This is a genomic window from Streptomyces sp. NPDC002896, from assembly GCF_040295225.1.
Classification (GTDB): domain Bacteria; phylum Actinomycetota; class Actinomycetes; order Streptomycetales; family Streptomycetaceae; genus Streptomyces.
Window position 1 is genome coordinate 522902 of the sequence record NZ_JBEOVA010000003.1, and the last position, 19480, is coordinate 542381.

Annotated in this window: 18 protein-coding genes and 1 rRNA gene; 5 read left to right on the plus strand and 14 right to left on the minus strand. The window is 71.9% G+C overall.

Annotation, left to right across the window (positions count from 1 at the left end):
- The first annotated feature begins 77 nt into the window (after positions 1-77).
- Positions 78-1841, plus strand: a complete 1764-nt coding sequence (locus ABT009_RS06990) for a glycoside hydrolase family 15 protein (RefSeq protein WP_351290460.1) — start codon at positions 78-80, stop codon at positions 1839-1841.
- Positions 1842-1906: 65 nt separating this feature from the next.
- Here ABT009_RS06990 and ABT009_RS06995 read toward each other — a convergent pair whose 3' ends face one another.
- Entirely contained in the window at positions 1907-2260 is a 354-nt protein-coding gene (locus ABT009_RS06995; RefSeq protein WP_351290368.1) for a TetR/AcrR family transcriptional regulator, read from the minus strand.
- A 56-nt stretch (positions 2261-2316) separates the two neighbouring features.
- Here ABT009_RS06995 and ABT009_RS07000 point away from each other — a divergent pair, with 56 nt between their 5' ends.
- On the plus strand, positions 2317-2676 hold the full coding sequence (locus tag ABT009_RS07000; protein WP_351290370.1) for a nuclear transport factor 2 family protein: 360 nt from the start codon (positions 2317-2319) through the stop codon (positions 2674-2676).
- A gap of 105 nt (positions 2677-2781) precedes the next feature.
- Positions 2782-4506 carry a PucR family transcriptional regulator gene (locus tag ABT009_RS07005; RefSeq protein ID WP_351290372.1) on the plus strand — a complete coding sequence of 575 codons (1725 nt, stop codon included), beginning with the start codon at positions 2782-2784 and terminating at the stop codon, positions 4504-4506.
- A 37-nt stretch (positions 4507-4543) separates the two neighbouring features.
- Here ABT009_RS07005 and ABT009_RS07010 read toward each other — a convergent pair whose 3' ends face one another.
- The 6 genes from ABT009_RS07010 to ABT009_RS07035 form a co-directional block, all read right to left on the minus strand.
- A complete protein-coding gene (locus ABT009_RS07010; RefSeq protein ID WP_351290374.1) occupies positions 4544-5680 on the minus strand; it encodes a glycosyltransferase family 4 protein in 1137 nt (378 codons plus the stop codon).
- A gap of 215 nt (positions 5681-5895) precedes the next feature.
- Positions 5896-6681: a hypothetical protein gene (locus tag ABT009_RS07015; protein WP_351290376.1), complete on the minus strand. Its 786-nt coding sequence runs from the start codon at positions 6679-6681 to the stop codon at positions 5896-5898.
- A gap of 48 nt (positions 6682-6729) precedes the next feature.
- Complete coding sequence (gene recN / locus ABT009_RS07020) at positions 6730-8481, minus strand: DNA repair protein RecN (RefSeq protein ID WP_351290378.1); 1752 nt, start codon at positions 8479-8481, stop codon at positions 6730-6732.
- Between the two features lie 170 nt (positions 8482-8651).
- Positions 8652-9554 (minus strand): NAD kinase, encoded by a 903-nt coding sequence (locus ABT009_RS07025; RefSeq protein ID WP_351290380.1) that lies wholly within the window; start codon positions 9552-9554, stop codon positions 8652-8654.
- A complete protein-coding gene (locus tag ABT009_RS07030; protein WP_351290382.1) occupies positions 9551-10366 on the minus strand; it encodes a TlyA family RNA methyltransferase in 816 nt (271 codons plus the stop codon). Before ABT009_RS07030 ends, ABT009_RS07025 begins: the two co-directional genes overlap by 4 nt.
- Positions 10367-10373: 7 nt before the next feature.
- Positions 10374-10793 (minus strand): hypothetical protein, encoded by a 420-nt coding sequence (locus tag ABT009_RS07035; protein WP_351290384.1) that lies wholly within the window; start codon positions 10791-10793, stop codon positions 10374-10376.
- Positions 10794-10835: 42 nt separating this feature from the next.
- On the opposite strand from ABT009_RS07035, the gene ABT009_RS07040 reads away from it, so the two are divergent.
- On the plus strand, positions 10836-11183 hold the full coding sequence (locus tag ABT009_RS07040; protein WP_351290386.1) for an SCP2 sterol-binding domain-containing protein: 348 nt from the start codon (positions 10836-10838) through the stop codon (positions 11181-11183).
- Here the strand turns inward: ABT009_RS07040 and ABT009_RS07045 are convergent.
- The 4 genes from ABT009_RS07045 to ABT009_RS07060 all read right to left on the minus strand — a co-directional run bounded on the left by ABT009_RS07045 (position 11167) and on the right by ABT009_RS07060 (position 15355).
- Complete coding sequence (locus ABT009_RS07045) at positions 11167-11994, minus strand: ABC transporter ATP-binding protein (RefSeq protein ID WP_351290388.1); 828 nt, start codon at positions 11992-11994, stop codon at positions 11167-11169. The genes ABT009_RS07040 and ABT009_RS07045 overlap by 17 nt on opposite strands.
- Positions 11995-12091: 97 nt before the next feature.
- A complete protein-coding gene (locus ABT009_RS07050) occupies positions 12092-13171 on the minus strand; it encodes a FecCD family ABC transporter permease (protein ID WP_351290390.1) in 1080 nt (359 codons plus the stop codon).
- Positions 13168-14211 carry a FecCD family ABC transporter permease gene (locus ABT009_RS07055; RefSeq protein ID WP_351290392.1) on the minus strand — a complete coding sequence of 348 codons (1044 nt, stop codon included), beginning with the start codon at positions 14209-14211 and terminating at the stop codon, positions 13168-13170. Before ABT009_RS07055 ends, ABT009_RS07050 begins: the two co-directional genes overlap by 4 nt.
- Positions 14212-14317: 106 nt before the next feature.
- Positions 14318-15355, minus strand: coding sequence for an HAD hydrolase-like protein (locus tag ABT009_RS07060; protein WP_351290394.1), 1038 nt, complete (start codon positions 15353-15355; stop codon positions 14318-14320).
- A gap of 72 nt (positions 15356-15427) precedes the next feature.
- On the opposite strand from ABT009_RS07060, the gene ABT009_RS07065 reads away from it, so the two are divergent.
- Positions 15428-16810: a DUF1015 family protein gene (locus ABT009_RS07065; protein ID WP_351290396.1), complete on the plus strand. Its 1383-nt coding sequence runs from the start codon at positions 15428-15430 to the stop codon at positions 16808-16810.
- Positions 16811-16905: 95 nt separating this feature from the next.
- Here ABT009_RS07065 and ABT009_RS07070 read toward each other — a convergent pair whose 3' ends face one another.
- The 3 genes from ABT009_RS07070 to rrf form a co-directional block, all read right to left on the minus strand.
- Positions 16906-17769 carry a hypothetical protein gene (locus tag ABT009_RS07070; RefSeq protein WP_351290462.1) on the minus strand — a complete coding sequence of 288 codons (864 nt, stop codon included), beginning with the start codon at positions 17767-17769 and terminating at the stop codon, positions 16906-16908.
- Positions 17661-19148, minus strand: a complete 1488-nt coding sequence (locus ABT009_RS07075) for a hypothetical protein (RefSeq protein ID WP_351290464.1) — start codon at positions 19146-19148, stop codon at positions 17661-17663. The genes ABT009_RS07070 and ABT009_RS07075 overlap by 109 nt, the downstream gene beginning before the upstream one ends.
- Before the next feature lie 5 nt (positions 19149-19153).
- Positions 19154-19270: ribosomal RNA gene (gene rrf, locus ABT009_RS07080) — 5S ribosomal RNA — on the minus strand.
- Positions 19271-19480 lie beyond the last annotated feature (210 nt).

Genomic DNA, 19480 nt, shown 5'->3' on the forward strand with positions numbered 1-19480 from the left:
CCCCTGAGGGCGCTGTGGCCGTTTGACTGGAGACGTACGTGGCCGGGCGCATCGAGGACTACGCACTAATCGGAGACATGCAGACCGCTGCCCTGGTCTGCCGGGACGGCACGGTCGACTGGCTGTGCCTGCCCCGCTTCGATTCGCATGCCATCTTCGCGGGCCTGCTCGGCACTGAGGAACACGGCTTCTGGCGGCTCGGACCGGCGGTTCCGGCAGGCGCCGAGCCGCCGACCGCGAACCGCCGCACCTACCGCGGCGACTCCCTGATCCTCGAATCCGAGTGGGACACACCCCGCGGCACGGTCCGTGTGACCGATTTCATGCCCCCTCGTGACGGCGCCCCTCAGCTGATCCGCATCGTCGAGGGCGTCAGCGGCCGGGTCCCGATGCGCTCGGCCCTGCGTATGCGTTTCTCGTACGGGCGCATCACACCGTGGGTGCACAAGATCGGCGAGCGTACGGTCGCCGTCGCCGGCCCCGACTCGGTGTGGTTCGACACCCCGGTGGAGACGTACGGCAAGGACCTCACCACCTACTGCGACTTCACGGTGGCCCCCGGCGAGCGCGTCGCGTTCACCATCTCCTGGCAGCCCTCGCACAAGGAGCCGCCGGCCCTGCCGGAGCCCGAGCAGTCGCTGGAGGCGACCGAGGAGTTCTGGAAGGAGTGGGTGGGGCACTGTACGTACCACGGTCCCTACCGTGAGGCGGTCATCCGCTCCCTGATCACCCTGAAGGCCCTGACGTACGCCCCGACCGGCGGCATCGTCGCGGCGCCGACGACCTCCCTGCCCGAGCACATCGGTGGCGTCCGCAACTGGGACTACCGCTACACCTGGCTGCGCGACGCGGCGATCACTCTCTCCTCGCTGCTGCGCACCGGCTACCGCGAGGAGGCGCGCGCCTGGCGCGAGTGGCTGCTGCGCGCGGTCGCAGGCGACCCCGAGAACCTGCAGATCATGTACGGCATCGCGGGCGAGCGCGAACTGGGCGAGGCTGAGCTGGACTGGCTGCCGGGATACGAGAAGTCCACCCCGGTCCGGGTCGGCAACGGCGCCGCGAACCAGTTGCAGCTCGACGTCTACGGCGAGGTCACCGAGGCCCTGCACCTGGCCCATATGACGGGCCTGTCCCGCAACGACTACGCGTCCCTGCTCCAGCTCAAGCTGATCCACTACCTCGAGGACCACTGGGACGAGCCGGACGAGGGCATCTGGGAGGTGCGCGGCCCGCGCCGCCACTTCGTGCACTCCAAGGTGATGGCGTGGGTCGCCGTCGACCGCACGATCAAGCTCATCGAGTCCGGCGATGTGGACGGGCCGGTGGACAAGTGGCGCGAGCTGCGCGACGACATCCACCGCGACGTCTGCGAGAAGGGCTACGACAAGGAGCGCAACACCTTCACCCAGTCCTACGGCTCGCAGGAGCTCGACGCCTCGCTCCTGCTGATCCCGCAGATGGGCTTCCTGCCTCCCGACGACAAGCGGGTCATCGGCACCATCGAGGCAATCCAGCGCGAGCTGTCGACGCCCGACGGTTTCATCCTGCGCTACCCCACCGCGGGCGACGACGCGGGCGTGGACGGCCTGGCGGGCGACGAGGGCGCCTTCCTCGCCTGCTCCTTCTGGATGGCGGACGACCTGGCGATGATCGGCCGCGTGGACGAGGCCCGCCGTCTCTTCGAGAAGCTGCTGTCCCTGCGGAACGACCTGGGCCTGCTGGCGGAGGAGTGGGACCCGAAGCTGCAGCGGCAGGTGGGGAACTTCCCGCAGGCGTTCAGCCATGTGCCTTTGATCGACACGGCGCTGCGGCTTACGGCTTCCGGAGCTTACGGGGGCTGAGGTCCCGGCGTCGCGCACGGCGGCTGGGGGCGCCCGTGCGGCGCCCCGCAGCCTGCCGTTCCGTTTCAGCCCGGCGGTTCTGTCAGAGCCTTGAAAGCCGGCCGGAGCAGGTCGGCGATGCGGTTGGCCGAGGCGTCGCGGAGGGCGTCGAGGCCTAGGAGCTGGTGGCCGATGGTGACGCCCACCATGGTGATGACGACTAGTGCGGCACGCAGTTCCGGGTCGTCGGCTGCAGGCAGGGCCGCACTGATGCTGTCGATCTGCCGGCCGAGGGTGACGCGGGCGTGTTCGCCCGCGGCGGGGTCGGTGAGCATGGAGCGCATCATCGCCAGCGTGCCGTCGGGAAGGCCGCCCAGCTTCAGGCCGAGCGTGGTGAGCAGCTGATCGACGAGCGCGTCGGTGTCGGCGGTCTCCGGCACCGACGACGCCCACCGCCCGCACCCCTCGTGAGGCGCTGTCCCGCTACCACCAGGCCATGCTCGACAAGTCGGCGGACGATCTGGCCGATCTGTACGCCGTGGACGCGGTGCATGAGTTCCCGTTCGCCTCTCCCGGCTTTCCCCCGCGCTACGAGGGGCGCGAGGAGGTGCGCGCCGGATATCGGGCAGCCTGGGGCGCCAGCCCCGTCCAGGTGATGGAGATCAGGAACGTCAGTGCCTGCGAGACCACCGACCCCGAAGTGATCATCGCTGAGCACGTCGTGGTGGGCGCACTGCCGGCCACCGGCGACACCTTCACCGTCCCTGGACTGCTCATCCTCCACGTCCGTGACGGACTGATCACGCGGGTCCGCGACTACATGGACGGCTTCCAGGTCGCCAGGGCCAGAGGCTGATCCGGAGGCGCGGGGGCGCGTGCGACGACCGAAGACCCCGTGAGAAGGCGGCGCCGAACGAGGGGGAGATGTCGCTGGAACACAGGCCCGGGTAACGTCCGGACAATGGAGACGCAGGGCGGTATCACCGTGCAGCGGGCACTCGAGCTGCCGGGGCTGCGCAGCGGGCTTCCGGAGGTCCTCGCCGGCGCCGACCGGCTGCAGCGCACCGTCCGCTGGGTGCACGCGGGCGAGGCACCCAACATCGCCTCGCTGCTCAAGGGCGGCGAGCTGCTGCTGACGACGGGGCTCGGGCTCGGCAGCCGCCCCGCCGAACAGCGCGCCTTCGTACGCGGCCTCGCCGAGCGTGGTATCGCGGCACTCGTCGTCGAACTCGGGCCGCGCTTCCCACGCCTGCCCGCGGCCATGGTCGAGACCGCGCGGACGGTCGGTCTGCCCTTGGTACAGCTGCACCGCGAGGTGCCGTTCGTGGCGGTCACGGAGGAGGTGCACACCGAGATCGTCAACGGCCACTACGCGCTGCTGCAGCGGGCCGAGGAGGTGCACCGGCGATGCACCGAGGCGCTGCTGGGCGGCGGCGGAGTACCCCAGGTGCTGAGCATCCTTGCGGACTTTAGCGGCAACCCGGTGTTCCTCGAGACCCCGGACGGGCAGCTCCTGTACGCCGCCGGGGCCGGGCCCGCGGGGACAGATCCGCTGCAGGTGTGGGACGGGCTGCGGGGCGGCCGGGCGGCTCGTGAGGCCGCCCGGGAGGCGGGGCCGCCGGCCAGTGCCGTGATCGTGGATGTGCCGGGGGGCGGGCCGGGCAGCGGCGGTCTCGGTGCCGCGCCGGGCGGCGCCGGTCTGGGCGGTGGGCCTGGGGGTGGCCCCGGCGGAGGCCAGGGGCCGACCGGCTCGGTGCGGGCCCGGCTGGTGATGCTCGCGGTCGCCAACCCGACCGAGCCCGTACACCGCATGGCCGCGGAGCGGGCGGCGGGCATCCTCGCCGTCGTGCTGATGCAGGCCCGCCAGGAGGAGGAGCTGGCGGCCCGCGGCCGCGGCGACTTCCTCACCGACCTCGCGGAGGGACGCATAGCCGCCGAGGACGCTCCGGCGCAGGCCCGGGTCCTGGGCTTCAAGCCGGGCGAGGCGCCTCTGCTACCGGTCGTGATGCGTTTCCCGGACGGACCCGCCGGTCTCTCACCGGGCGGCGGCTGGGCCGTCCTGGCACGTGCCGTCGCGGAGGAACTGGCGTCGGTGGGCGTGCCGGTGCTGCTGGGCGTACGCCCGGTCGAGGGGCGTGTGCCGCTGCTCCTCGCGCTGCGCTCCGAGTCCGAGCGCACGGCGGTCGCCGACCGGGTCGCGGCGGCGCTGCGGGCCGGCGTGGAACGCGCGGGCATGCAGCGGGCCGGCGGACAGCCGCCGGTCGTGGTGGTCGGCGTGGCGGGCGGCTGGGCGGCGGCGTCGGCGGGGCTGCGGCATGCCGCCGAGACCGCGACGGCGGCGCAGGGCCTGCCCGACCGCCCGTGGTACGACGCGCAGCGCCTGGACATCGACCTGCTGCTGTGGCGCCTGCGCGACCACCCGGACCTCGCGGCCTTCGTCGACCGCGCGATCGGCCCGCTGCGCGACCACGACCGCCGTTCGAAGCCGCCGCTCCTGCCGACACTGGAGACGTATCTGGCCCACGCGGGCCGGAAGGCGGAGACGGCCCGCGAGCTGCACCTCAACCGGCAGACCCTCTACAACCGCCTGGCCCGCATCGGCGAACTCCTCGGCACGGACCTGGACGACCCGCAGACGGTGCTCGCCCTGAGCCTGGCACTGCGGGCGCGGAGGTATGCGCCGTGACCGCCGCCGGCCCGGACTCTTCGCAGGCCGACGCTCGCTACGCCGTCAACGTCCCCGTCAACTCGTCGTAGACACTCAGGACTTGAGCGACCGTCTCGTCCTCCGTCGGCCAAGTGGCCACCTGGGCCTCGCCGAGCGCCCTGAGCTGATCCCGGCGCCCGGGGTCGGCGAGGATGCGTACGACCGCGTCCGCGAGGGCCTGCGCGTCGCCGGACGGGACGAGTTCCGCGGCGTCCCCGACCAGATCGGGCACGCCTCCCACCGCTGTCGCGACGAGCGGCACGCGCGCGTGGAGCGCCTCTTGGGCGAGGACGGAGCGTGCCTCCCAGGGGCTGGGCAACAGCGCGATGTCGGCGGCCGCGAGCAGCTCGGGTACGTCGTCGCGCCGGCCGAGGATGCGTACGGGCAGCCCTTCGTCCTCGATGCGCCGCTGCAGCGCACCCCGCAACGGCCCCTCTCCGGCGATGACCACGAGCGGTACGGGGTCGAGGTGACGCCACGCGCGCGTGGCGTCCAGCAGCGTCTCGTAGCCCCGGTGCCGTTCGAGGGCGCTGACGGCCATGAGCAACGGGCGGTCGATCGCGCCCAGTTCGGCGCGTGCCTTGTGCAGCGGCCGGTCGGCGTCGTCGTCCGCATCCGCCGAGGTCCCGGCCCGGCGCGGCCCGGGGAACGCGACGGCCGCGAGCCGTGCGTCACGCGCACCCCGGCGGCGGGCCCGGTCGACCAGGTCCGACGACGTGCCGAGCACGACCGATGCGGACCTGGCGACCCGTCGTTCGAGCAGGCGCAGAAGGTGGGCGCGCGCCCCCTCGGCATGCGTGCGCGTGTGCCAGGTGACGACGAGCGGGGTGCGGCGGCCGCTGAGGGCGAGGGCGGTCCGGACGGCCGCGTTCAGCCCGTGGGCATGCACCAGGTCGGCATCCGCGCAGGCCAGGCGGAGCGCAGCCACGGACGCCGGGTCGCTGCGGCGGGGTACGGGGATGTGGTGGGCGCCCACGTCCCGGAAGCCGAGCGTCCGCGCGACCTCGGTGGGCGCGCACACGGTGACCCGCACGCCCCGGGCGACGAGTCCTGCGGCCAGTGAGCGGACGTGGGCGCTGCTGCCCCCGCTGCCTCCGCCCAGCACCTGGACGGTGCGCAGCGGTGAGTGGCCGTGCGGTGTGTGGCTGCTCACTGTGGCCGGGCTCCCGGGGCGGCGTGGGGCGGTTGTGAAGGGTCGTACTGCCCGCGTGGCGGGGCGCGATCGGTTGACGTACAGCCTCAAGGATGCCAGCCCGTACGGACGTTCCGGCACCGACCGATAACCACCACCCTGTCGGAGCGGGCAACCCGCCGATATCAGATCACCCAATTGGGCGACGCGAGGCTCTCTTTGGTGTGAAAACCGAATCAACCTACTGCCGTCGGGACCCGCACCGCCTGTCGCGCAAGCTCGCTCACCTTGTCGCCGTACACCGCCGCCACGACCAGCCCGGCGGCGTGCGCCGCGAGGCCCGCGCGCCCGTTGCCCGCGACGATCGCTGCACCCAGCGCCGCGCCCAGTGCATGCGCACCGGCGTCGCCGACCATCGTCCGCTCGGCGACGTCGTCGGGGAGCACGGCGGCGGCCGCCCCGACGGACGCCGCTGACAGCACCCCGGCCGGCCCCTTCCGCAGCAGTCCGGGTGCGCCCAGGGCGAGCACCGCGGCAGTGGCTCTTCCCGGCCGTACGTCCACGAGGTTGACGAAGTGTGCGGTGCCGGCGATCACCACGCCCGCCAGGAGCCTGTCCAGGGGCCGCTCCTTGAGCAGCGCCCCGGCGGCGAGTCCGGCCGCCGAAATGCCGAACAGCTTGACCGCGCCGCTGGTCACCTCACCGTCGCGCAGCGCGGACAGATGCGCACGGAACCCGCGCCTCGGGTCACCGGCACCGGCGACGTCGTCGTACGCCCCGCACGCCCCGGCCGCCAGCACGGCCAACGCGGCGGCACCGCGCGCAGGGGCAGGCAGCGCGCCGACAGCGGCCCCCACGGCGACCGCGGGCCCGGCCCCGAGATGCACGGTGCGCCCGGCGTGGTTCGTACGCTCCCATCGCGAGGCACCCCCGGGCGAACGCCGCCGCAACTCCCCGTACACAGCGCGTGTGATGCCCGCGGCAAGCCCGAACGCGGCAGCCCTGCTGAACTTTCCGATCATGTCCGCCACCTTACGGAGGCCGGCGTGGCCACCTGACCGAAGGGCCGACTAGGCGTCCGCCCGCGCCGTGGCCAGCAGCTCCTCCGCATGCGCCCGTGCCGTCTCGGAGTCCTCCTGACCGGCCAGCATGCGCGAGAGTTCGCGGATACGCTCCTCGCCCTCCAGGACCTTGACCCCGGACCGGGTCACGGAACCGTCGTTCGTCTTCTCCACGAGCAGCTGGCGGTCGGCGAAAGCGGCCACCTGGGGCAGATGCGTGACGACGACGACCTGGGCGGACTTGGCGAGCTTGGCGAGCCGGCGGCCGATCTCGACCGCGGCCTTGCCGCCGACGCCCGCGTCGACCTCGTCGAAGAGGTATGTCGGCACGGGGTCGGTGCCCGCGAAGACCACCTCGACCGCGAGCATCACGCGCGACAGCTCACCGCCCGACGCGCCCTTGGCGATGGGCCGCGGCGGGGCGCCCGGGTGCGGGGCGAGCAGCAGTTCGACCTCGTCGACGCCCGTGGGCCCGTACGCGACGGTCCGCCCGCCCACCTCGACGCCGTCCGCGTCCTCGGCCACCTCGGTCTGCCGGATGTCGATCGTCACGCGCGCGTGCGGCATCGCAAGAGAGGCGAGCTCGGCGGTGACCGCCGCACCGAACCGCTCGGCGGCCTCAGCGCGGGCCTCCGTCAACGCCTCGGCAAGCCCCGCCAGTTCGTCACTCAAGGCGTTCCGCTCCGCCGTCAGTTCACCGATCCGCTCATCGTCACTGTCGAGTTCGGTGAGCCGGACGGCGCTCTGCTCGGCCCACGCGAGCACGGCGTCGATGTTCTCGCCGTACTTGCGGGTCAGCTGGTTGAGCGCGGCCCGCCGCTCCTCCACGGCGGCGAGCCGCAGCGGGTCGGCGTCAAGGTCGTCGGCGTACCCGGCGAGCTCGCCCGCCACATCGCCCAGCAGGATCCCGATCTCGCCGATCCGCTCGGCGAGCCCGGCGAGGGCGGGGTCGTGGGAGCGTACGGCCTCCAGCGCCCGGTGTGCGCCCGCGACGAGTGTCGTGGCGTCGACGCTCTCCGGGTCCTCGGGATTGCCCGCGAGCGCGGCGTGCGCGGCCGTGGCGGCGGAAGCGAGGGCCTCCGCGTGGCCCAGCCGCTCGGCCTCGGCGGCGAGCTCCGCGTCCTCGCCCGCGCGCGGCTCGACGGCCGCGATCTCGTCGAGGCCGAAGCGCAGCATGTCGGCTTCCTGAGCACGCTCGCGCGCGCGCGTGGTGATCTCGTCGAGCTCCACGGCGACGGCACGCAGCCGACGGTACGCCGCCGTGTACTTGGCGAGCGGCACGGCGACCGCATCGCCTGCGTACCGGTCGAGCGCCTGCCGCTGCCGGGACAGCTTGAGCAGTCCCTGCTGATCGGTCTGGCCGTGCACGGCCACGAGCTCGTCGGCTAGCTCGGCCAGCACCCCCACAGGCACGGACCGCCCGCCCAGATGCGCCCGCGACCGCCCCTCCGCGGAGACGGTACGGCTGATCAGCAGCGCACCCTCGTCAAGCTCGGCCCCCGCCTCCTCCGCGCGTACGAGAGCGGACGATTCCGCGGGTACGGTGATCCGCCCCTCGACGACCGCCGACTTCGCGCCGATCCGCACGAGCGCCGGGTCGGCGCGCCCGCCCAGCAGCAGGCCGAGGCTGGTAACCACCATCGTCTTGCCCGCACCGGTCTCGCCCGTCACGGCGGTGAAACCGGGCGACAGCTCGACGACAGCGTCGTCGATGACTCCGAGCGACCGTATCCGCATCTCCTCCAACACGGACAAGACCATACGAGGTCAGCCCCCACCTGTGCGACGGCACCTGCCCCACTCCCGAGAACCCGCAGGTAGCAAAGCCCCATATCACCCGCTGGGGGAGGGTGAGCACAACCCACGACGGCGGGCGCCTTGAGGCCGTACAGCACGCTGCGAAGCACTGCCTCCAGCGCCCCCGCAGGGGACTAGTGCGGCGCCCCGCGCCACCCCGAAACCGGCAGCGCAAACTTCGCGACCAACCGGTCCGTGAAGGAGGCGTGGTGGAGCCGAGCCAGCCTCACAGGAACGGCGCCGCGGCTCACCACAACCCGCGCCCCCGGCGGAAGTTCGAGCGTGCGCCGCCCGTCACACCACAGCACCCCGTGCGGCGTGTGCGGCTGCACCTCGACCGCGAGCACCGAATCCGGCGAGGTCACCAACGGCTTCGCGAACAGCGCATGCGCACTGATCGGCACCATCAGCAGCGCCTCCACCTCCGGCCACACCACGGGCCCACCGGCCGAGAACGCGTACGCCGTCGACCCGGTGGGCGTCGCGCACACGATGCCGTCGCAGCCGAACGCGGTCACCGGCCGCCCGTCGATCTCGAGGACGACCTCGAGCATGCGCTCCGCCGACATCTTCTGCACGGCGGCCTCGTTGAGCGCCCAGTCGGTGTGCACGATGTCGCCGTCGCTGTGCACGACGACGTCGACCGTCATGCGCTCCTCGACCTCGTACTCCTTCGTCACCACCCGGTCGACGACCTTCTCCAGGTCGTCCCGCTCGGCCTCCGCGAGAAAGCCGACACGCCCGAGGTTGACGCCGAGCATCGGCACGCCGGATGCCCGGGCGAACTCGGCGCCGCGCAGCAGCGTCCCGTCGCCGCCGAGCACGATCAGCAACTCGCAGCCGTCGAGTGCCTCGGGCGTGGCCTCCGGCACCAGCTCGACGGAGGACGGCAGAGGCAGGTCGACGGCCTCCGACTCCAGCACCCGCACGCCCAGGCCGCAGCGCTGCAGCCCCTTCACGACGAGTTCGGCGCTGCGGATGGCCGCGGGCCGCCCCGTGTGGGCGAGCAGGAACACCGTACGTCCGGTCTCAATCACCGCGGCCCCTCCGCCACTGCTCGGTCGACATCGGCCGGGTCGAGGTCGGGCGCCCCGGCGCGCAGCCACAGAAAGTACTCGACGTTCCCCGAGGGACCCGGCAGCGGGCTCGCCGTGACGCCCCGCACTCCGAGCCCCAGCTTGGCAGCCTGCCGCGCCACCCCGATTACCGCCTCGGCCCGCAGCTCGAGGCTGCGTACGACGCCTCCGCTGCCCAGCCGCTCCTTGCCGACCTCGAACTGCGGCTTGACCATCAGCACCAGGTCCGCGTCGGGCGCGGCGCACCGCACCAGCGCGGGCAGCACCAGGCCGAGCGGGATGAAGGACAGATCACCGACCACCAGATCCACGGGCTCTCCATCGATTGCGTCCAGCGTCAACTCGCGTACGTTCGTACGGTCCTTGACGATGACGCGTTCATCGCTCTGGAGTGACCAGGCCAGTTGTCCGTAGCCGACGTCGACGGCGACGACCTGCGCCGCCCCGGCCCGGAGCAGGACGTCCGTGAAGCCGCCCGTCGACGCACCGGCGTCGAGTGCGCGCCGCCCCTCGACCTGCAGGCCGAGCGGCACGAAGGCCTTCAGCGCGCCCGCGAGCTTGTGGCCGCCGCGCGAGACGTAGTCGGGGTCGCTGTCGTCCTTCGCGACGACGATGGCCGCGGCGGTCTCCACCTGCGTGGCCGGCTTGGTCGCGGTGTTGCCGCCGACCGTCACGCGCCCGTCGGCGATCAGCTGGCTCGCGTGCTCGCGCGAGCGGGCGAGCTTGCGGCGGACCAGCTCGGCGTCGAGGCGGCGGCGTGCGACTCCTGCCACGTTCGGTTCAGCTCCTGTTTCCGTAGGAATTTCCGTACGACGTCGGGGGTCCCGGCGGCCCCGAGGATCCGCGCGGCCTCTGTGGACCGGGCGGCCCAGGGGGGCCCGGGCGTGCGTCGAGCGCGGTCAGCGCGTCGCGCAGCCCGCGATGTACATCCTCGTACACCTCGAGGTGCCCGTCCGTGGCGAGGTGGTCGGCGTCGGCCAGCCGCTCCAGCTGCGCGTCGACGTCGGCGTTGCCGGTGGGGGTGCGGGACACTCCGAGGGGGGCGGGATCGGCCGGCTCGTAGGCCTCCGTGCCCTCAGCAAGGCTCGCCTCAGCCTCATCAGCCTCATGCGTCACATGGGCACCGGGCCCGACCGCCTCCTGGGGCTCGCTGGCCTCTCTGGGCTCGTACACCCCGGGCCCCGGCACTGAGTCGTTCATGCCCTGACGCTACCGCGAAGCCCTGGGGTACCGTCGATCGCGATGGCCACGAATGAGGAGTGCCTCAGCGCGCTCGAGAAGCTCTCCGACAGCATGGCGGGTGCCGACGGTGCCGTACGCAAGGCTGCGGAGCTGGATCGCTCGCTGAGCTGCCATATCACCGACCTCGACATCACCTTCACCGGCCGCCTCAAGGGCGGCCGGATCGAGGTGCTGGACACGCTGCAGGGCCCTCCGCCAGAGAAGGCCCAGATCCGGCTCGCCATGACCGGCGACGACCTGGTCGCCCTCGTCAACGGCGAGCTCAACTTCGCGAAGGCCTGGGGTACGGGCAGGGTGAGGCTGGAGGCAGGGCTGTTCGACCTGTTCCGTCTCAGGAGCCTGCTGTAACCGCACCGCTGCCGGCCGCAGCCGCGCGCCGCTTCCGCGCCGCCGGCACCACCAGCGGCGTACCGGTCTCTGGGTCGTCGATGACCTGGCACCGCATCCCGAACACCTGCTCGACGAGCTCCGCCGTCACGATGTCGGACGGCGCGCCCTCCGCGATGACCTCGCCGCCGCGCAGGGCGATCAGGTGGGTGGCATACCGGGCCGCGTGGTTGAGGTCGTGCAGCACGGCGACCAGCGTCCGGCCCTGCTCCTCGTGGAGTTCGGCGCAGAGGTCGAGTACGTCGATCTGGTGCTGGATGTCCAGGTATGTCGTCGGCTCGTCCAGGAGCAGCAGTGGCGTCTGCTGGGCGAGGGCCATGGCGATCCAGACGCGCTGCCGCTGACCGCCGGACAGTTCGTCGACATAGCGGTCCGCCAGATCGGCGACGCCCGTCGACTCCATCGACTCACGCACGATCCGCTCGTCGTCGGACGACCACTGACGCAGCAGGCCCTGATGCGGGTAGCGCCCGCGCGCCACCAGGTCGCCGACCGTGATCCCGTCCGGCGCGATCGACGACTGCGGCAGCAGACCGAGCGTACGGGCCACCTTCTTCGCGGGCATCGACTGGATGACCTGCCCGTCGAGCAGCACCTGGCCGTGCGCCGGCTTGAGCATCCGTGACAGCGCCCGCAGCAGCGTGGACTTGCCGCACGCGTTCGGCCCCATGATCACGGTGAACGAGTTGTCGGGTATCTCGACCGACAGCTTCTCCGCGATGACGCGCTGGTCGTAGCCGAGGGTGACGTCGTCGGCGATGAGCCGGTTCACTGAGGCACTCCTAAAGGTGGTCTTCAAGTCGGTGGGCCGGGGTGCCGACTGCCCGGCTGACTTCCCGGACGGCGCGCTCGTCATATCCGCCCCGCCTTCATATCCGCCCCGCCTTCCGCTCCGTGACGAGCAGCCACAGCAGATAGACACCGCCGAGCACACCTGTCACCACGCCGACGGGCAGCTGGTCCGCGCCGAAGGCGCGCTGCGATGCCCAGTCCGCGACGATCAGCAGGGCGGCGCCCATGCACATCGCGGGCACCAGGTTGGGTCCTGGCGAGCGCGTGAGCCGCCTGGCGAGCTGCGGCGCGGTGAGCGCGACGAAGCTGACAGGTCCCGCGGCAGCGGTCGCGGCCGCGGTGAGCAGCACCGCGGCCAGCATGAGCACCATGCGCGTACGTTCGACGCGCACCCCGAGCGCGTACGCGACGTCGTCGCCCATCTCCAGCATGCGCAGCGGCCGCGCGTTGGCGAGGACGAGCGGTACGAGGACGGCGCACAGGCCGAGCAGCGGCCAGACCTGTTCCCAGCCACGGCCGTTGAGCGAGCCGGTCATCCATACGATGGCCCGGGCCGCGTCGACGAGGTCGGCCTTCGTGAGCAGATAGCCGTTGACGGCCGTGACGACGGCGGACACGCCGATGCCGACCAGGACCAGCCGGTAGCCGTGCACGCCCCGCTTCCAGGCGAGCACATAGATGGCGAGACCCGTCACGAGACCGCCGACGAGCGATCCCCCGGCGACCTGGAGCGCGCTGCCCTTGAACAGGACGATCATGATGAGCGCACCCGCCGTCGACCCCTGTCCGAGGCCGAGCACGTCCGGACTGCCCAGCGGATTGCGGGAGATGGACTGGAACAGCGCCCCGCCGAGCCCGAGCGCGGCACCCACGAGCAGCCCGACGAAGACGCGCGGCAGCCGCAGCTCGTTGACGATGAACTCCTGTCCGGGGTCGCCGTTCCCCATGAGCGTACGGATCACATCGGCGGCCGGTATGGGGAAGTCACCGGTGCCGATGAGCACGACGCTCGCCACGAGCGCGGCCACGATCAGCAGCACGACGACCGTGAGCGCCCGGACGTCCAGTCGGACGGAGAGCCCGCGGGAGCGAACAGCCCGGATGCGCAGCGGCTGCGCGCTGCCTGCCGCCGCGTTCTGGCCTTGTGTGGACTTCACAGCTGCGCCGTCCTCCGCCGTCGTACGAGATAGATGAAGACCGGGCCGCCGATGACCGCGGTGACGATGCCGACCTGGAGCTCGGCGGGGCGTGCGACGATCCTGCCGATCACGTCGGCGCCGAGCAGCAGCACGGGCGAGAGGACGGCCGCGTACGGCAGGATCCAGCGCAGGTCGGGCCCGGTGAAGGAGCGCACGACGTGCGGCACCATCAGGCCGACGAACGCGATCGGGCCACAGGCGGCGGTCGCGGCCCCGCACAGCAGCGTGGCGGCGACCATGGACAGCGCGCGGGTGCGGGTCAGGTGCGCGCCCAGCGCACGCGCGGTGTCATCGCCCATGGCCACGGCGTTGAGCGGCCGGGCGAGGCCCAGCGCGAGCACCGTGCCCACGGCGAGGAACGGCAGGACCTGCGTGATGGTCGTGTTGGTCGCCGAGGCCAGTGAACCGACCGTCCAGAAGCGCATCTTGCCCAGCGCCGCATTGTCCATGATCATGACGGCCTGCAGATAGCCGCTGAGCGCCGCGGTGAGCGCGGTGCCGGCGAGCGCGAGCCGCACGGGCGTGGCGCCGCGGCTGCCGCCCAGCGAGTAGACCAGTACGCCGACGATCGCGGCCCCGGCGAAGGCGAACCACACATACCCGCTCAGTGAGGTGACGCCGAAGAAGGTGATGGCGGTGACGACGGCGGCCGAGGCCCCCGCATTGATGCCAAGCAGCCCGGGATCGGCCAGCGGGTTACGGGTGAGCGCCTGGAGGACGGCCCCGGCCAGTCCGAGCGCCGCCCCGACGAGCAGGCCCAGCACCGTACGCGAGAGCCGCTCGCGGACGACGACATCGCTGTATGTCCCCGAGTCCTGGAACAGCCCGTGCCACACCTGGTCCACGGGAAGGTGTTTGGCGCCGATCGCGATGCTCGCCACGGCGACGGCGAGCAGCACACCGAGCGAGACGAGAAGCCCGGCGGCGCGTATCGCCCGGCGGCTGGGGGGCGCGGGGGCGGTCTCCGCGCGCTGTTCGGGAGGACTGTCGACCAACACCCGGTTAGGTTAGCCTACCCTGCTATCCCCGCTCGATCCTCCGTCCTCTCCCAACTCACCTCTCTCGGCTCAGCCTCTGGAATCGCACGTTCTCAAAGAGCGGCTTTCAGAGCCCCAGCCGTGCGAGCGCCTTCTCCCCGTCCAGCCGGCAGGCCCCGTCCCCGGCCACCGTCCAGGCCGCCGCGCACAGCGCCCGCAGCCCGTCGACCGTCTCACCGCCGCCGTCAAGCTCCAGCCGCTCCTCCCCCGCCGTCGCCGTCCAGCCGCCGCAGCGGAACCTTCCACCGTCCGCGACGACCTCCGGCTGCCCGGTGAGCAGCCCCCGCAGATCGGCGTCGACATACGTCGGCCGGTGCTCCGGCACAGCGGCCAGCAGCTGGGCCCCGTCCGTCACGCCGGTCAGGACGAGCAGCGAGTCCACGCCGCCGTTGAACGCGCCCTCGATGTCCGTGTCCAGCCGGTCGCCCACGACCAGCGGCCGCTCGGCCCCCGTCCGCAGGATCGTCTCCCGGTGCATGGGAGGCAGCGGCTTGCCGGCCACCTGGGGCTCCGCGCCCGTGGCGATCCGTACGACCTCCACCGCCGCTCCGTTGCCCGGCGCGATGCCCCGCGCGCTCGGGATGGTCAGATCGGTGTTGGACGCGAACCACGGCACCCCGCGCGCGATCGCGTAGCAAGCCTCCGCGAACCGTCCCCAGGGCAGCTCCGGCCCGCCGTACCCCTGCACGACCGCCACCGGACCGTCGTCCGCGGACTCCACCGGCTCAAGACCCCGCTCCCGGAGCGCGACCCGCAGCCCGTCCCCGCCGACCACCAACACGCGCGCGCCCTGAGGAACCTGATCGCTGATGAGCCGGGCCACGGCCTGCGCCGAGGTGATGACGTCCGAAGCCGCCGTCGGAATCCCGAGCTCCGTGAGATGCGCGGCCACGTCGTCCGGCGTACGCAGCGCGTTGTTGGTCACGTACGCCAGATGCATCCCGCCGTCACGCGCACGGCCGAGCGACTCCACCGCGTGCACGATCGCGTGCCCGCCCGCGTACACCACGCCGTCCAGGTCTAGCAGCGCCGTGTCGTACGCCTCGCTCAGCGCCCGCGCGCTACTCTCGGGCCGCGTCCTGGGGGTCGGGACGGTCTGGCTCATTACGCATCGCTCCTCGTTCGGTCCCACTCCCCCGATCATCCCGCACGACACTGACACACATACGATGCAGCAATGAACATTGCAGGCCCCGCGGCAGTTTCTGGGGCGGGCGGCCTCGACCTGATCCCGTTCCGGGGCGTGCGCTACGTCCCCGAGCGGGTCGGCAGCCTCGCCGCCGTGACCTCACCGCCGTACGACGTGGTCGTACGGCCCGACGGCCTGCACCACCTCGAGTCCGCCGACCCGCACAACATCGTCCGGCTGATCCTCCCCCAGAACGGCCCGGAGACCCGCAACGAGCAGGCCGCGGACACCCTTGCCCACTGGCTGTCGGAGGGCATCCTGGCCCCCGATCCCGAGCCCGGCCTCTACGTCTACGAGCAGCGCAGCGGCGACATGCTGCAGCGCGGCGTCATCGGCGCTCTGCGCCTGACGGAGGCGGCGGAAGGCATCGTCCTCCCGCACGAGGAGGTCATGCCGCACATCGTCGCGGACCGCGCGGCCCTGATGCGCGCGACGGCCGCCAATCTGGAGCCGCTGCTGCTGACGTACCGCGGCAACGGCACCACCGGCGAGGGCGCGAACGCCGTCCGAGGGAACGCCGTCGGAGCGAACGCCGTCGGAGCGAACGGCGGCACCTCCGCCGTCGTCGAGCGGACCGTCCAGCGCCCGCCGCTGCTCGCCACGACCACCGAGGACGGCTTCAGCCACCGCCTGTGGGCCGTGACCGACCCGGCCGACGTGGACGAGATCCGGTCGGATCTGGCTCACCACCAGGCCGTGATCGCGGACGGCCACCACCGCTGGGCGACGTACCTGCGTCTGCGCGCCGAGCACCCGTCGCCCGGCCCCTGGGACTTCGGCCTGGTCCTCCTTGTGGACACGGCGCGCTATCCGCTGCGCGTGAGGGCGATCCACCGCCTCCTGCACCGCCTGCCGCTCTCCGAAGCCCTCGCGGCTCTCAAGGCGCACTCGGGCTCTGCCCGCGTGCGTACGGTCGAGGGCCCTTTGCCACACGCACTGGATGCCCTGGCCGAGGCCACGAGCGAGGGAAACGCGTACCTGCTGGCAGGCGAGGGTACGGCGCTGACGGCAGGTGGCGGGAGCGGCCGCTTCCACCTCGTCGACCGCCTGTCTGCCGAGCTCATCGATGCGACGGTCTCTCGCGACCGCCCCGAAGCGTGGCGCGCACTCGACGCGACGGTCCTGCACGCCACCCTGCTCGACCACATCTGGCAGATCCCGGACACCCCGGAACACATCGCGTACATACACGACACGGCAGCCACGATCGCCAAGGCGGAACGCGACGGCGGAACAGCCGTCCTGATGCATCCGGTCCGCGAGGACGTCGTACGCGACCTTGCCCATCAGGGTGTCACCATGCCGCGCAAGTCCACGTCCTTCGGACCGAAACCGGCGACGGGGCTGGTGCTGCGCAGCTTGGCGCACTGACCAGCTCTGACCAGCTCACACGACTGAAGCGAAACAGCGCGAAGGGCGGGACCCTTACCGGATCCCGCCCTTACGTGTTGCTACGCGCCGCTCCGTCAGGCCTGTTCGCCCTTGGACTCCTCGCCCTCGGAGTCGGCATCCGGGCTCTCCGCCGTCTTCACCGTCTTCTCGTCGGCCTCGTCAGCCGCCGACTCGGGCGAGATCTCAGGCGTCGGCTCGGGCGCGGAGTCGCCCCGGGACTCGTCCGAGCCACCCTCGCGCTCGTACTCGTCCTCGCCCTCGTCAAGAGCGTCGACGAACTCGACACCATCCAGCTCGGCGAGCCGGTCGGAGGCGTCCGTGCTGCCGTCCTTGTCGGACTCGACGGCCTTCGCGAACCACTCGCGTGCCTCGGACTCCCGGCCGGCCGCGAGCAGCGCATCGGCGTACGCGTAGCGCAGACGCGCGGTCCAGGGCTGCACGGAGTTGGAGGCCAGCTCAGGGCTCTGCAGCGTGACGATGGCCGCGTCGAGCTGCCCCATGTCGCGCCGGGCACCGGCTGCCACGAGCCGCATCTCGACCTGGCCCGCCTTGTCCAGCTTGTGCACCTCGGGTGCGCCGGCCATGTCGAGCGCCTTCTCGGGCCGCCCGAGACCGCGCTCGCAGTCGGCCATCACAGGCCAGAGCTCCACGTGCCCGGTCATCCTGCGCGCGGCCCGGAACTCGGCGAGCGCCTCGCTGTACTTCTGGCTCGCGTACGCAGCGAAGCCGGCGGCCTCGCGTACGGCGGCGACGCGCGAGGCGAGCCGCAGCGCGACCTTCGAGTACGCGTAGGCGCCCTCGGGGTCCTCATCGATGAGCCGGGCCACCATCACCAGGTTCCTTGCGACGTCGTCGGCAAGCGTCTTCGGCAGGCTCTGCAGCTCCTGCCGTACGTCCTTGTCGATCTCCTCGCCCGTGACGTCCTCGGGGATCGGCAGCCGCTTGATGGGCTCGCGGTCGCGGTCCCTGTCGCGGTCCCGGCCGCGATCGTCACGGCCGCGCTCGTCACCGAACCGGCCGCCGCCGCGCCTGTCGTCCCTGCGGTCGTCGCGCCCGCGGAAGCCACCGGGGCGGCCCCTGCTGTCGTCCCGACGCGGCCCGCGCCCGCGATCGTCACGTCCGCGGTCGTCACGACCACGTTCGTCGCGGCCACGTTCGTCGCGGCCGCGGTAACCGCCTCCGCGGCTGTCGTCGCGGCGGAACCCACCACGATCTCCGCGTTCACCTCGATCACCGCGCCCGCCGTCACGGCGGTCATCGCGGCGGTCACCACGGCGATCGTCGTAGCGATCGTCACGACGGAAGCCGCCGCGGTCGTCATCGCGCCGGAAACCGCCGCGCTCGCCACGGTCGTCACGACGGAAGCCACCGCGGTCGTCATCGCGCCGGAAACCGCCGCGCTCGCCACGGTCGTCACGACGGAAGCCACCGCGGTCGCCGTCGCGCCGGTCATCACGGCGGAGACCTCCACGGTCACCGCGGTCGCCCTCACGCCGATCGTCCCGCCGATCGTCACGGCGGAATCCACCACGGTCGGGGCGGTAGCCCTCACGGCGGTCGTCCCGCCGGTCATCGCGACGGAAGCCCTGACGGTCGCCGTCCCTGCGGAAGCCGCCGTCACGGTCGTCACGACGGTCCTCACGACGCGGCCCACCGGACCGGTCGTCACGACGGTCCTCACGACGCGGCCCACCGGACCGGTCGTCACGACGGAACGCGGGTCGTCCACCACGGTCGTCGCGTCCGCGGTAACCGCCTCCGCGGCTGTCGTCGCGGCGGAACCCACCACGATCTCCGCGTTCACCTCGGTCGCCGCGCTCGCCGTCACGCCGATCATCGCGGCGGTCATCACGACGGAAACCACCGCGGTCATCATCGCGTCGGAACCCGCCGCGTCGATCGTCCCTACGGTCATCGCGGCGATCATCACGGCGGTCGTCACGACGGAAACCGCCACGGTCACCGCGGTCACCCTCACGCCGGTCGTCACGGCGATCGCCCCTGCGGTCGTCGCTGCGCTCGCCGAAGCGCCGGCCGCCACGCTCGCGGTCGTCACGGCGACCGTAGCCCCCACGGTCGCCGTAGCCACCGCGATCACCGTCGCGGCGCTCCCCGCCGCGGTATCCGCCGCGGTCACCACTGTCCCGGCGGCGCTGGTCGCGCTCCGGTCGATCGTCGGGAGAGTTGGTGGACATCGGTGGCTCCTGTCTGCGGTACCGCATTCATTCTTGCGCAACCGAGTACTCAGCGCGCGCTTGAGAAAAACAAAAAAGGACCTCTGGTCCCAGCATGAACGCTGGGACCAGAGGTCCTCCAAAGATTGTTCGGCGGCGTCCTACTCTCCCACAGGGTCCCCCCTGCAGTACCATCGGCGCTGAAAGGCTTAGCTTCCGGGTTCGGAATGTAACCGGGCGTTTCCCTTACGCTATGACCACCGAAACCCTTTCAGATACCCCGCAATGAAACGGGGTCTTGAACAGGGCAGCGAACAAGCACACTCTTCAATTAAGTAGTGAAACTGTTCAGCCAGCACAACCTGTTCGTTGTCTGGGAACAACACAGTGGACGCGAGCAACTGAGGACAAGCCCTCGGCCTATTAGTACCAGTCAACTCCACCCATTACTGGGCTTCCATATCTGGCCTATCAA

Excerpts from the sequence above, each read along its gene's own strand:
- ABT009_RS06990 (WP_351290460.1), top strand. The coding sequence starts at position 78 with ATGCAGACCGCTGCCCTGGTCTGCCGGGACGGCACGGTCGACTGGCTG.
- ABT009_RS07000 (WP_351290370.1), top strand. The coding sequence starts at position 2,317 with ATGCTCGACAAGTCGGCGGACGATCTGGCCGATCTGTACGCCGTGGAC.
- ABT009_RS07005 (WP_351290372.1), top strand. The coding sequence starts at position 2,782 with ATGGAGACGCAGGGCGGTATCACCGTGCAGCGGGCACTCGAGCTGCCG.
- ABT009_RS07015 (WP_351290376.1), bottom strand. The coding sequence starts at position 6,681 with ATGATCGGAAAGTTCAGCAGGGCTGCCGCGTTCGGGCTTGCCGCGGGC.
- recN (WP_351290378.1), bottom strand. The coding sequence starts at position 8,481 with ATGGTCTTGTCCGTGTTGGAGGAGATGCGGATACGGTCGCTCGGAGTC.
- ABT009_RS07035 (WP_351290384.1), bottom strand. The coding sequence starts at position 10,793 with ATGAACGACTCAGTGCCGGGGCCCGGGGTGTACGAGCCCAGAGAGGCC.
- ABT009_RS07040 (WP_351290386.1), top strand. The coding sequence starts at position 10,836 with ATGGCCACGAATGAGGAGTGCCTCAGCGCGCTCGAGAAGCTCTCCGAC.
- ABT009_RS07060 (WP_351290394.1), bottom strand. The coding sequence starts at position 15,355 with ATGAGCCAGACCGTCCCGACCCCCAGGACGCGGCCCGAGAGTAGCGCG.
- ABT009_RS07065 (WP_351290396.1), top strand. The coding sequence starts at position 15,428 with ATGAACATTGCAGGCCCCGCGGCAGTTTCTGGGGCGGGCGGCCTCGAC.